The organism is Nocardia sp. NPDC055002 (assembly GCF_053608825.1).
Genome location: NZ_JBSGWE010000003.1, coordinates 897,825 through 910,582, shown reverse-complemented (window position 1 = coordinate 910,582; position 12,758 = coordinate 897,825). Strand labels below are relative to the sequence as shown.

Below are 12,758 nucleotides of genomic sequence, written 5' to 3'. Positions count from 1 at the left end.
CCCCGCGCCCCCCCCCCCCCGCCCCCGACCGCCCGGGGACGGCCGCGAACCCGGCCGCTGCGCGTCCGGCCCCTCCCTAGGGGTCGGGGGTCGGGGCTGAGTGGGCGGCATGTTGGCGTGGTGGCAATAATCGGGGCATGAGTGAATGGAAGGCTTTTACCGTCGAGATCGCCGACAACGTTGCCCAGGTCACGTTGATCGGGCCGGGTAAGGGCAATGCGATGGGACCCGACTTCTGGCGTGAGCTGCCGGAGGTCTTCGCCGAGCTCGATGCCGATCCGCAGGTGCGGGCCGTGGTCGTCACGGGATCGGGCAAGCATTTCTCGTTCGGTCTCGACCTCGCCGCGACCGCGGGCACGCTGGCTCCGGTGCTGGCCGACGACGCGAAGGCTGGACCGCGCACGGAGTTCCTCAAGGAGGTCCGCCGGATGCAGGCCTCGGTGACGGCGCTGGCCGAGTGCACCAAACCGGTGATCGCGGCGGTGTCCGGGTGGTGCATCGGCGGTGGTCTCGACCTGATCGCCGCTGCCGACATTCGTCTGGCCAGCGCGGACGCCAAGTTCAGCCTGCGTGAGGCGAAGGTGGCGATCGTCGCCGACATCGGTTCGCTGCAGCGCCTGCCCGGCATCATCGGCGAGGGCAATCTGCGGGAGCTGGCGTTCACCGCCAAGGACATCGACGCGGCCCGCGCCGAGCGAATGGGTCTGGTGAACGAGGTGTTCGCCGATCAGGAGGCCGTGCTGGCCGCCGCGCACGCGATGGCGCGCGAGATCGCGGGCAACCCGCCGCTGGTGGTGCAGGGCATCAAGGACGTGCTCGAGCAGCGGACCAGCCCGGCGGTGGCCGAGGGCCTGCGTTATGTGTCGACGTGGAACGCGGCGTTCCTGCCGTCGAAGGATCTCCCCGAGGCCATCGCGGCGGTGTTCGAGAAGCGCGCGCCGGAGTTCAAGGGCGAGTAAAGGCGGTTCAAACGGTTGCCCCGGTGACCGTTCTGCCTACATACTTGCATCACACAACTAATTGATTGATGCAAGTAAAGGTAAAAGTGTGAGTGAGAGTGAGCCCGCGATCGACGCGATCGCGATCCAGCTCGTGCGGCTGCATCGGCTGCGCGACCGGGCGATGGCCCAGATCAAGGACCACTCCGGGATCGACCCGGCGGGGTTCATGGTGCTGTTCCGGCTGGTGTGTGACGGGCCGATGCGCTCGGGCGCGCTCGCCGAGGCGGTGCATTCGGACGCGTCGACGGTGAGCAGGCAGGTAGCGCAGCTGGTGGAGCGTGGCCTGGTGGTGCGCGCCGCCGACCCCGACGACGGGCGAGCCACCGTGCTCGAGGCCACCGACTACGGGCGCGAGACCGCCGACCGGATTCGGGCGCGGCGCCGGAATTCCATCGCCATCATCACCGAGAACTGGTCCGCCGACGATCGCGCGCTCTTCGCCGGGCTGCTGACGCGGTTCGTCGAGGACTACGACGAGGCCCGCCCGGTCCTGCTGACCCAGCCGCCCGCACTGAGCACTACGGAGAACGTTTCGTGACGACAACCGCGGCCCCGGTGGAATCACCGGCCGGCTTCACCCATCGCCAGATCCTGACCATCCTGTCCGGGCTGATGCTCGGCATGCTGCTGGCCTCACTCGATCAGACGATCGTGTCGACCTCCATCCGCACCATCGCCGATGACCTCGACGGCTACTCGCTGCAGGCATGGGCCACCACCGCCTACCTGATCACCGCGACGATCAGCACCCCGCTCTACGGCAAGCTCTCGGACATGTTCGGCCGCAAGCCGTTCTTCCTGGCCGCGATCGGTCTGTTCATCGTCGGTTCGCTGCTGTGCACGCTGGCCACGTCGATGTATCAGCTGGCCGCGTTCCGCGCGTTCCAGGGTCTGGGCGCGGGCGGACTCATGTCGTTGGCGCTGGCCATCATGGGCGACATCATCGGACCCCGTGAACGCGCCCGCTACCAGGGCTATTTCCTCGCGGTATTCGGTATTTCGAGTGTGCTCGGGCCCGTCCTCGGCGGGCTGCTGGCGGGGCAGGACACCATTCTCGGCATCACCGGCTGGCGCTGGGTGTTCCTGGTGAACGTGCCGCTGGGGCTGCTCGCCCTGGTGGTGGTGACCCGGGTGCTGCACCTGCCGCGCAAGCCGCACGCCACCCACCGCATCGACTTCGCGGGTGCGATCGTGCTCGCGGTCGGATTGGTTCCGCTGCTGATCGTGGCCGAACAGGGTCGCGAATGGGGCTGGAGCAGTACCTCTTCGGTGATCTGTTACGCGATCGGCGCGATCGGGCTGGCCGGCTTCGTCGTGGTCGAGAAGTTCATGGGTGACGCGGCGTTGATTCCGCTGCGGATCTTCGACAATGTGACTTTCGCGCTCGGCGTGGTGATCTCGTTCGTAGTCGGTGCGGCGATGTTCGGCGGCATGCTGCTGCTGCCGCAGTACCTGCAGGTGGTGCGTGGCGCCGGGCCGACCGAGGCAGGTCTGCAAATGCTGCCGATGGTGCTCGGGCTGATGACCGGTTCGATCCTCTCGGGTCGGCTGATCTCGAAAACCGGCCGCTACCGGGCATTCCCGGTGATCGGCGCGATCATGCTGACGCTCGGGTTGTTCCTGCTGCACCTGCTCGACGCCGACAGCCCGCTGTGGCTGGCGATGCTGTTCATGGCGGCCACCGGCTTCGGCCTCGGCAACCTCATGCAGCCGCTGACCCTGGCCTTGCAGAACGCGCTGCCGCCCAAGGACATGGGCGTCTCGACCGCGTCGGCGACGTTCTTCCGCCAGATCGGCGGCACCCTCGGCGCCGCGGTGTTCCTGTCGATCCTGTTCTCGCTGCTCACCCCGAACATCACCACCGAATTGCAGCAGTCGGCGGCGGACCCCGCCTACCAGCAGGCCGTGATCGAGGGCGCGCAGAGCACCAACCCGGCGGATGCCGCGCTGGCCAAGGGCCTGCTGGCGCACGACACGTCGGCCGCGGGCAAGGTGCTCCAGGACAGCTCGATCATCCAGCAGCTCGACCCCGACCTCGCCAAGCCCTTCCAGGTCGGCTTCGCCGACTCGATGTCGACGGTGTTCCTGGTCGCCTCCGCGGTGGCATTGATCGCCCTGCTGCTGGTGCTGTTCTGGAAGGAAGTTCCGCTGCGGATGTCGGGTGGAATCCAGGCCGATGGCGATGCCAAGGCCGCCGAAGGGGTGGGTGCGCTGGTCGACACCGCCGCGCAGTCCGCCGCGTCAGCCGGGGACCCGCGCGACGAAGACAAGGGTGGTCGAGACCGAGCCGGAGCGCCCCCGGCATGATCATCAGGTGAGTCGATTCGGCAGCGGCGGTGTGGTGCGGCGGTTACGTCGTCTGCCCGCCGCTGTCGGCTATCTGCTGGTGGGCGGGCTGACCGGGGTGGTGTCGCTGTTCGCGGTGGTCGCGCTGGCGATCGTGGCGGCCGCGAGCTTGATCGGGATCGGGATTCCCGCGCTGCCGGAGGCCGTCAAATTGATCCGGCCGCTGCTGGGGCTCGAGCGGCGCAGGGCGGGCAGGTTGCTCGGCACGCCGATCGTGTCCGCCTACCGGCCGTTGACCGGCGACCTGCGTCATCAGCTCGCGACGCTGGCCGCCGATCCGGCGAATCGGCGTGATCTCGCCTGGCTGGTGCTGCACGCGATCATCGGATTGCCGCTGGCCGCGCTGGCGGTGGCACTGCCACTGAGCTCGGTGCAGCATCTCGCTGTCGCGAGTTATTGGAGTGCGCGGGCCGATGGCACTGTGTCCAGCGGCGGCATCATCGTCGATTCGTGGACCGCCGCCGTGGTGAGCGTGGTGGTGGGCATCGTCTACGGTGCCCTCGCACTGCGCGCGCCCGAGGCGGCGAACGCGCAGGCCAGGGTGGCAGGGGCGTTGCTCGCGCCGGATGAGAACGCCGTGCTGGCCGATCGGGTCGTCGAGCTGACCGTGACCAGGGCCGCCGCGCTGGACGCGCACGGTGCCGAACTGCGCCGCATCGAACGCGATCTGCACGATGGCGCCCAGGCCAGAATCGCGGCGGTGATCATGCAACTCGGACTGGCCGAGCAATTGCGCGGCCGTGATCCCGACGCCGCCGATCGGATGGTGCGGACAGCGCAGGACACGGCTTCGGCGGCCTTGGCCGAACTGCGCGATGTGGTGCGCAGCGTCTACCCGCCGGTGCTCTCGGATCGGGGCCTGAACAGCGCCGTTTCCGCGCTGGCCGCGCGCAGTCCGATCCCGTGCGTGCTCGAATCGAACGGCATCACCCGGCGGCCGATGGCGGTGGAGGCCGCCGCCTATTTCGTCATCGCCGAGGCCGTGACCAACGCGACCAAACACTCCGGTGCCGACACACTGTCGATCGAACTGGGTGGGCCGCCCGATCTGCTCACCGTCGAGATCCGCGACGACGGTGTGGGCGGAGCGAGCGCGACCGACGGGGGTGGTCTGGCCGGCATCCGGCGCAGGGCCGAGGCGCTCGACGGGCAGATGACGCTGAGCAGCCCCGCCGGTGGGCCTACTGTGGTGCGGGTGGAGTTGCCGTGCGGGTCGTGATCGCCGAGGACGACGCCCTCCTGCGGGAAGGCCTCGTCCTGCTGTTGAAGACGGCCGGGATCGACGTGGTCGCCGCCGTCGACAATGCCGACGACTTCCTCGCCGTCGTCACCGCCGACCGCCCGGACGCAGTGGTGGTGGATGTGCGGCTCCCGCCTACCTTCACCGACGACGGCCTGCGCGCCGCGGTACGTGCCAGGACGGTCCACCCCGGGCTGCCGGTGCTCGTGCTGTCGTCCTATGTGGAGGACAGTTACGCCTCCGAACTACTCGGTGACGGTGGCGGTGGCGTCGGGTACCTGCTCAAGGAACGGGTCGGCAAGGTCGACCGGTTCCTCGAGTCCCTGCACCGCGTCGCCGCCGGTGGCACCGCGATGGACCCGGAAGTGATCGCACAACTGCTGGTGCGCCGCAAGGTCGACGATCCGCTGTCCACACTGACCGCCCGCGAACGCGAAGTGCTCGCACTGATGGCCGAAGGGCAGGACAACTCCGCCATCGCGGCACGCCTGGTCGTCACCGAAGGCGCTGTGCTCAAACACATTCGCAGCATCTTCGCCAAACTCGGCCTCGCCGCCGACGAATCGGGCCACCGCCGGGTGCTCGCCGTACTGGCCTACCTGAACTCGCGCCCCGGATCGTCCTGACAGACCCGGTCGGTGTCGGGCAGCGTGCCGTCGCGGAGATAGGCATTGACGGTCGTGTCGACGCAGGTGTTCGGGTAGTTACCGTAAATCCAGTGCACCGCAACGTTTTCCAGGGTCACCAGGCGTGACCCGGTCAGCGCCCGGTGCATCACCTGCGCGCCCGCGTGGGTGGTGCGGGTGTCGCCGGTGGACTGGACGATCAGGCTCGGCAGCGCATGGCCGATCACGGTCGGTTGCTCGACCGGGGGCGACGCCCAGAACGCGCACGGCGGGATGTTGTTCGCGAATGCGCCGAACAGCGGTTGATCTGCGCGACTCGCCTCGATATTGCGCCAGTACCAGGCCGGATCGCGCGGAACTTCCACATCGCCGCACAGGACGGCCAACGCGGGTGAGTAGTCGCGTGGCCGCGCGGTGAGCATGAAGGCGAGCGAGGCGGCCAGCTCGGGTTCGGGCCGCACCTCGAGGCCGTCGGCGGCGTCGGCGAGCTGGCGGATCTGGCGGGCCAGCAGCGGATAGTTGCGTGGGTCGTCGAGCCCGCGGTAGAGCACCATCGGCAGGCTGTGTTCGTCGACGGTGAACTCGCCGATCCGGATCGGCCGGTCATTCGCGCGGCGGACCAAGGTCTGCACGGTCGACCTGACCGCGGAACGGTCCGCGCCGAAACGGAACTCACCGTCGTGGGCGGCCACCCAATCGGCCCATCGGTCGAACGCCGCCTCGTTGACCGGGCCCATGGCGCGGATCATCCCGACCGATCCGTAGTGCTCGGGGTCGACGGCACTGTCGAGGACGAACCGGTCGCTGCGTTCGGGGAACAGCTGGGCGAAGACCGCGCCGAGGTAGGTGCCGTACGAGGTGCCGAAGTAGCTGATTCGTTCCTCGCCGAGGGCGGCACGGATGACGTCCATATCGCGGGCGGTGTTGCGTGTGGTGATGTGGTGCAGCCGAGGTCCCTCGTTCGTCGCGCACAGCGCGGCGAGTTCGGCTTGCTGGGCAGTGCTTTCGGCGAAACCGATGCCGTCGAGACCGGCGGACTCCAGCCCGAATCCGTGCTGCCAGCGGCAGTTCACCGGGGTGGAGCGGCCGATGCCGCGCGGATCCATGCCGATCAGGTCGTAGCGATCACGGACGTCGGAGCTCATCGCCTCGCGCACGTCGATCATGAAGTCGAGGCCGGGAGCGCCGGGCCCTCCCGGATTCGACAGCAGCACGCCGCGACGTTTCGCCGGGTCCGTAGCGGGCAGCCGCGAGATGGCCACGGTCATCGTTTCCGCCTGTGGCGCCGAGTAATCCACCGGCACGGTCACCTCCGCGCACTGGGCGCCCGCAGGATCGAGACGCGGATCATCGCAGGACTGCCAGGCCAGCGACTGATGCCGGAAGCGATCGAGCGGGTCGACATCGGCCGATGCCGGTGTAGCGGTGAATAATCCGGCGGCCATGGCGGAGACCGCGACGGCCAGGATCACGCGTTTCATGAGGCGCAGACCACGGTGTCGAACGCCCGCTCGACAACCTCTGCCTGGTCTTTGCTGTTCGGCAGCTCGTTCACGGTGATGGTTATCGCGACGCCGTCGGCGGTGACCCCGGTGCGGGTATCGAAACCGGGGATGCTGCCGCCGTGGGCGACGGTCTTCTTGCCACACGAGGTGGTCTGCACGACCAGGCCCAATCCGTAACCGGCCGAGGGCATTCGGTCGAACTGCACGGTCTGCCGCATCTGTTCCAGCTGCGCGGCGGGCAGCAACTTGCCGTCCAGCAGCGCGAGGAAGAAGCGGTTCAGATCCGAGCCGGTGGCGATCATCGCACCCGCGGTATCGCCCCATGAGGGATCGAAGTCGGTGAAATCGACACGGGCACCGTCGATTTGCTGGTAGCCGCGCGGGTGCGGTGTACGCAAGCCGATGTCGCCGGGTGTGGGAAAGTAGGTGTCGCGCAAGCCGAGTGGCTCGATGATCCTGGTGGTGATCTCGGTGGCGGCGGGGCGGCCGGTGACCTGCTCGATCAGCATGCCGAGCAGGATGTAGTTGGTGTTGGTGTAGACCGAGCGGGCGCCGGGTTCGTGCCGCGGCGGCATCGTCATCGCGATGCGGACCAGCTCACTGGGCGAAAAGTGGCGCAGGCGGATGACTTCAGGGTCGGGTGCGATCTGCTGCGTGCCGGGGGCTGCGCGCAGGCTCGGATCGCCGCCGGCCAGGTAGTCCGGTAGGCCGCTGGTGTGCTGGAGCAGTTGGCGCACGGTGATGCGGTTGCCGTCGTTGCCACTGCCCTGCACGACGCCCGGTAGGTACCGCTCGACAGGACCGTCGAGTTCGACCTTGCCCTCGGCGACCAACTGCATGACCACGGTCGCGACGAAACTTTTGGTGTTGCTGCCGATTCGGACATACGCCCCATCGGGAATCGGTGCGCCCGTCTCGATATCACCGACCCCCGCCGTGACCGTCCGCTCGCCGGCCGCCGTGGTGATCACGGCCTGGGCGCCGGGGAATCCCGCCTGCACCACCGATTCGAGCGCCTGCCGGATCTCCGGCCGATCCGGTTGCGCCGCCGTGGCGCTGTTCTCGGGGCCGCACGCGGTGACGGTGAGTAGTGCGAGCAAGCCGGTCCCGGCCGCGAAGGCACGCAGTGACTTGCTCGAAAAAGTGGTGGTGAGCTGCATGATTCGAGCCTAGGAACGAGCGGGCGCCGTGCCCATGCCGCGCGCACCCGAATCGAAGGTGGTGCCTGCGCTACCAACCTGGGGTGGGGTAGGTGAAGTGACCAAGGGGAGAGCGAACATACCCCTAGGGTTGGCTGTTCAAACCGCTGCGCCGCAATAACTTCGAGAAGTCGAAGTTGTACGCGTCAGGAGAAACACTATGCGCATCAAATCCACCATCGCCGCCGCTCTGCTGGCCGTCGCGACCGTCGCCGGGGTGTCGGCGGTCGGTGCGGGCAGTGCCGCCGCCGCACCGTACGGAACGTACTACGGCACCTACTACGAGCTCTATCAGTGCCGCGCGGCCGGGGAAGATCCGTACACCGGCGGGTATTACTGGGAGTGCACGGAGAGCTGGGACGGCTGGGATCTCTACATCTGGTACTGACACGAAAAAACGGGAAGTCCGAAAACTCTTCGGACTTCCCGTTTCTCGTAGTTCTATCGGCTCAGTGGCCGGCTTCTTTCAGCCGAGTGAAGGACTCGTCGATGATCTTCTCGGCCTCGGCGCGGCCGAGCCACTCGGAACCCTCGACGTACTTGCCCGGCTCGAGATCCTTGTAGCGCTCGAAGAAGTGCTTGATCGCCGACAGTTCGAACTCCGAGACGTCGCCCAGGTCCTGGATGTGATCCCAGCGCGGGTCGCCCGCGGGGACACACAGCACCTTGTCGTCGCCACCGGCCTCGTCGGTCATGCGGTACACGCCCACCGGGCGGGCCTCGACGATCACGCCGGGGAACACCGACTCGGGCAGCAGCACCAGCGCGTCGAGCGGGTCGCCGTCCTCGCCGAGGGTGTTCTCGATGAAGCCGTAGTCGGCCGGGTAGCCCATGGAGGTGTACAGGTACCGGTCGAGCTTGACCCGACCGCTCTCGTGATCGACCTCGTACTTGTTCCGAGAACCCTTGGGAATCTCGATGGTGACGTCGAACTCCACGCCATCTCCTTGCTCGTTCGAGTGCTGGTCTGTGCCGAATCGCCAGATCGTTCTGGGGAACCGTTGCGCAACGAGGATAGTGTGGTGTGCTGGTACACCGGTGCGGCAGGCGGCTGTAGTCGCGCAGTCGAGGCGTGTCGGTCGGCGTTGAGGGAGACACTGTCGTGGTCGATACAGGCGGCAATCCGGGATCACCGGTGCAGGGGCGCCGGAGGTCCCGCTGGATCTGGTTGTCGGCAGTGGTCGTCGCGCTATTGGTGATCGCGGGCGGTTTCGCGGCGATCGCGCAGCCGTGGACGCCGGAATTCCGGCACGGCGGACTCACCGTGGCGCCTCCGCCGGACACGGGTCAGGTGTTTCCCGAGGTGGCCCCGGCCCGATCGGACGCGCCCGCGCCGACGGTGGCGGGCATCGCCGCGGCGCTCGCCGCGGTGGTCGGCAATCCTGATCTCGGTGCGTTCGCGGGTCAGGTGACCGATCCGGGCAGCGGGACGGTGCTGTGGAGTCAGGAGCCGGCCAAGGCGATGATCCCGTCGTCGACGGCCAAGATCATGCTGGTCGCGGCCGCCTTGCTGACCTTGCCCGATGATCAGCGGGTGACCACCGAGGTGCTCGCCGGTGCGCCCGGCGAGCTGGTGCTGGTGGCGGGCGGGGATCCGACGCTCACCACACGGGCAGCGGGCGGCTACTACACCGACGGTGCCCGGATCGCGGATCTGGCCGCGCAGGTGCGGGCCGCCGGCCGCCAGGCGAACGCGATCGTGGTCGACACGTCCGCCTACTCGGGGCCGACCATGGCCTCGGGCTGGGACCCGATCGACATCCCGGAAGGCTCGATCGCCCCGATCGAGCCGATCATGCTCGACGGTGGCCGGTTCGACCCCTCGGCCGACTATTCCCCGCGCACCGCGAACCCCGCGCTGGACGCCGGGCGGGCGCTGGCCGCCGAGCTGGGTATCGATCCCGCCGCGGTGCGAGTGGGACCGGCCGCGCAGACCGGCGCTCAGATCGCGAAGGTCGAATCGGCCCCGCTGCGGGTTCGCCTGCACGACATGATGATTCACTCCGACAATGTGCTGGCCGAGACCATCGGACGTGAGCTGGCGGTGGCGTCGGGTCAGCCCGCCTCCTTCGCCGGCGCGGTCGCGGCTACCACGGCCGCCCTGTCGACGGCCGGATTCGATATCGCCGGACTGCATCTGGCCGACAACAGTGGGCTCTCCGTCGACGACCGGGTGACCCCGAAGCTGCTCGATTCGATCATCGCGACCGCGGCGAAACCGACCGGCAACGCGGCGTTGGTGCCGACCGGAACACAGGCCAGGCCCGAAAACGACCCGCGCGCAGCGGCTCTCGCACCGATGCTGGACTACCTGCCCGTCGCGGGCGGCACCGGCACACTCGCGCCGCGCTTCGTCACGCAGAACCGGCAGGGTGCGGGGTGGGTGCGCGCCAAGACCGGAACTCTGAGCGTGGCCAGCGCGTTGGTCGGATATGTACTCGACCGCGACGGGCGGGTACTCACCTTCGCACTCATGTCGAACGACCGATTGCCGGAGCAGAGCAGGCCGGCGCTCGACGCGGTGGCGGGTGCCCTGCGCAACTGCGGATGCTCGTAGAGAACGGGTGACTATGACCGACAAGACCGAGCGCAAGAGTTCCGGGTTCAGCGGAGCGGTGGACTGGCGGCTGGCCGCGCGAACCGGGGCGGTACTCGCTCCCTCCGGGCCGCGCGCGTCCCGGCAGACGGCCGAACAGGTCGTCGCCGAGCTGGCATCTGCCTCGATACTGGCCGAACTGCCGGTGCGTGAGGTCAGTGGGCTGCTCGACGACCGGCCGGTTCCCGAGGCGCGGATCGTCGACCGGCCAGGGTGGATCTCCGCGGCCGCCGATTCGATGGCGGTACTCACCGGCACCGAATCCGCCGACGGGGGCAAGTTCGTCGGGAAACCCGCGGGTGTCCAGGCGGGGACCATGCTGGCGTTCCTGTCGACCGCGATTCTCGGGCAGTACGACCCGTTCACCGGCGAGGACGGCACCTTGCTGCTGGTCGCGCCCAATATCCTCGGCGTCGAGCGTGCGCTCGGCGTCGACCCGAGCGACTTCCGGCTCTGGGTGTGCCTGCACGAGGTGACACACCGGGTGCAGTTCTCGTCGGCGCCCTGGCTGGCCGGGTACATGCGCACCAACGTGGACATCTTGAGCGAGGTCGGCGAGGAACCGATGAGCGAGATGCTCACCCGATTACTCGGTGAGGTGCGGTCGCGGCGCAACGGCGACAACACCGACGATCCGAACAGTCGAGGGGTGGTGGGGCTGTTGCGTGCGGCTCAGGCGCCGCCGCAGCGCGAGGCACTGGATCGGCTGTTGATGCTCGGCACGCTGCTCGAAGGGCATGCCGATCACGTGATGGATGCCGCCGGGCCCGCTGTGGTGCCGACCGTCGCCGATATCAGGGCCGCATTCGATCGACGTCGCCAGAAGCCGTCCAATCCGATCCAGCGGCTGCTGCGGGCTCTGCTCGGCGTGGACGCGAAGGTCGCGCAGTACGTACGGGGCAAGAAGTTCGTGGACGCGGTGGTCGAGCGGGTGGGGGTCGCGGAATTCAACACGGTGTGGACGAACGCCGACACGCTGCCGTTGCTGGACGAGGTCGACGATCCGGAACGGTGGATTCGCCGGGTGCTGGGGTAGGTCTCGGTAACCTGCACACGTGACTTACGCGGACGGTCGACCGCCGAGCAGGGCCGCGCAGCCTGCTCGTGGATCGCGGCTGCCGTCCGATGATCGAGCGGCGATCGTTCGGTGTGGCCGATGACATCGTCTCGTCCGATGCGCCTGCCGGAGACAGCGGCGGTGCTCGCGGTGCGGCGGGGTGTGCGCGAGTGGGTGGCCGCGCATGGTGGGCGGGGACCGGTGGTTGTGGGGTTGTCCGGCGGGGCGGATTCGCTGGCCTTGGTGGCCGCCGCCGTTGTCGAGGCGGGTGAGGTGACCGCGGCGGTCGTCGACCATCGGTTGCAGGAGGGGTCGGGGGCGGTGGCCGATCGAGCGGTCGAGCAGGCGATGGGGCTCGGGTGTGCGGGGGCGATGGTCGTGCCCGTCGAGGTCGGGCGTGCGGGGGGTGTGGAAGCGGCGGCTCGGGTGGCGCGGTACGCCGCGTTGGAGTCGGTGCGGGACGGGCGGCCGGTGTTGCTCGGACACACGCTCGATGACCAGGCCGAGACGGTGCTGCTCGGGCTGGCGCGTGGATCGGGCGGGCGGTCCATTCAGGGAATGGTGGCGTGGAATGCGCCGTGGGGGCGGCCGTTGCTCGGTGTGCGGCGGGCTCAGACGGTGCGGATGTGCACTGATCTGGGGATCGAACCGTGGGACGATCCGCACAACGCCGACCTCAGGTACACCCGCGTGCGGGTGCGCGACGAAGTACTGCCGCTGCTCGAGGACGTGCTGGGCGGTGGGGTCGCGCAGGCGCTCGTCCGCACGGCCGACCAGTTGCGTGAGGACGGCGCGGTGCTCGACGTCTACGCGGCCGAGTTGCTGCGGAATGCGCGTTCGCACCGCGCGGGCGCGCTTCCCGATGTCGCCGTGGCGCGCCGTCCCGATCTCGATGATCGGTCCGGCTCCAGTGGCCGCGACGACACTGATCGACCCACGCTGTCGATCGAGATCCTGGCCACTGCCCCGCCCGCGTTGCGTCGCAGGGCGGTGCGCGCCTGGCTCGCGGATGCGGGCGTGACCGGGCTCATGAACGCCCATTTACAGGCGATCGACGAGCTGGTGGGTAATTGGCATGGACAGGGCGGGGTGGCGGTGGCGGGCGGCTCGAGGGACCACAGGTTGGTCGTGACGCGCGAACATGGCACGCTGGCGGTGCGAGCACAGCCGCGCATTTGATGCCACGAA

Annotated in this window: 12 protein-coding genes; 9 read left to right on the top strand and 3 right to left on the bottom strand. The window is 68.6% G+C overall.

Translation table 11 applies throughout. The annotated features are described in order from the left end of the window. Positions 1-137 precede the first annotated feature (137 nt). From ACWF99_RS16455 to ACWF99_RS16435, 5 genes are all read left to right on the top strand, one after another. Positions 138-959 (top strand): crotonase/enoyl-CoA hydratase family protein, encoded by an 822-nt coding sequence (locus ACWF99_RS16455; protein WP_452536534.1) that lies wholly within the window; start codon positions 138-140, stop codon positions 957-959. Positions 960-1,047: 88 nt separating this feature from the next. Continuing rightward, positions 1,048-1,539, top strand: a complete 492-nt coding sequence (locus tag ACWF99_RS16450) for a MarR family winged helix-turn-helix transcriptional regulator (RefSeq protein ID WP_452536532.1) — start codon at positions 1,048-1,050, stop codon at positions 1,537-1,539. Next, complete coding sequence (locus ACWF99_RS16445) at positions 1,536-3,308, top strand: MDR family MFS transporter (RefSeq protein ID WP_378631483.1); 1,773 nt, start codon at positions 1,536-1,538, stop codon at positions 3,306-3,308. Before ACWF99_RS16450 ends, ACWF99_RS16445 begins: the two co-directional genes overlap by 4 nt. A 7-nt stretch (positions 3,309-3,315) precedes the next feature. Then, positions 3,316-4,566 carry a sensor histidine kinase gene (locus ACWF99_RS16440; RefSeq protein ID WP_452536529.1) on the top strand — a complete coding sequence of 417 codons (1,251 nt, stop codon included), beginning with the start codon at positions 3,316-3,318 and terminating at the stop codon, positions 4,564-4,566. Continuing rightward, on the top strand, positions 4,554-5,213 hold the full coding sequence (locus ACWF99_RS16435; protein WP_378663900.1) for a response regulator transcription factor: 660 nt from the start codon (positions 4,554-4,556) through the stop codon (positions 5,211-5,213). The genes ACWF99_RS16440 and ACWF99_RS16435 overlap by 13 nt, the downstream gene beginning before the upstream one ends. On the opposite strand, the gene ACWF99_RS16430 is transcribed toward ACWF99_RS16435, so the two are convergent. Next, positions 5,183-6,694, bottom strand: coding sequence for an alpha/beta hydrolase (locus tag ACWF99_RS16430; RefSeq protein ID WP_452536527.1), 1,512 nt, complete (start codon positions 6,692-6,694; stop codon positions 5,183-5,185). The genes ACWF99_RS16435 and ACWF99_RS16430 overlap by 31 nt on opposite strands. Continuing rightward, positions 6,691-7,878, bottom strand: a complete 1,188-nt coding sequence (locus ACWF99_RS16425) for a serine hydrolase domain-containing protein (protein ID WP_452536525.1) — start codon at positions 7,876-7,878, stop codon at positions 6,691-6,693. Before ACWF99_RS16425 ends, ACWF99_RS16430 begins: the two co-directional genes overlap by 4 nt. A gap of 199 nt (positions 7,879-8,077) precedes the next feature. On the opposite strand from ACWF99_RS16425, the gene ACWF99_RS16420 reads away from it, so the two are divergent. Then, positions 8,078-8,305 carry a hypothetical protein gene (locus ACWF99_RS16420; protein WP_378631491.1) on the top strand — a complete coding sequence of 76 codons (228 nt, stop codon included), beginning with the start codon at positions 8,078-8,080 and terminating at the stop codon, positions 8,303-8,305. Positions 8,306-8,366: 61 nt separating this feature from the next. Here ACWF99_RS16420 and ACWF99_RS16415 read toward each other — a convergent pair whose 3' ends face one another. Further along, positions 8,367-8,855: an inorganic diphosphatase gene (locus ACWF99_RS16415; protein WP_378631493.1), complete on the bottom strand. Its 489-nt coding sequence runs from the start codon at positions 8,853-8,855 to the stop codon at positions 8,367-8,369. Positions 8,856-9,019: 164 nt separating this feature from the next. Between ACWF99_RS16415 and ACWF99_RS16410 the strand changes: the two genes are divergently transcribed. From ACWF99_RS16410 to tilS, 3 genes are all read left to right on the top strand, one after another. Then, on the top strand, positions 9,020-10,474 hold the full coding sequence (locus ACWF99_RS16410) for a D-alanyl-D-alanine carboxypeptidase/D-alanyl-D-alanine-endopeptidase (protein WP_452536522.1): 1,455 nt from the start codon (positions 9,020-9,022) through the stop codon (positions 10,472-10,474). A 13-nt stretch (positions 10,475-10,487) separates the two neighbouring features. After that, positions 10,488-11,549 (top strand): zinc-dependent metalloprotease, encoded by a 1,062-nt coding sequence (locus tag ACWF99_RS16405; protein ID WP_378631496.1) that lies wholly within the window; start codon positions 10,488-10,490, stop codon positions 11,547-11,549. 138 nt (positions 11,550-11,687) lie between these two features. Continuing rightward, entirely contained in the window at positions 11,688-12,749 is a 1,062-nt protein-coding gene (tilS, locus tag ACWF99_RS16400) for a tRNA lysidine(34) synthetase TilS (protein ID WP_452536636.1), read from the top strand. The last annotated feature ends 9 nt before the right edge of the window (positions 12,750-12,758 follow it).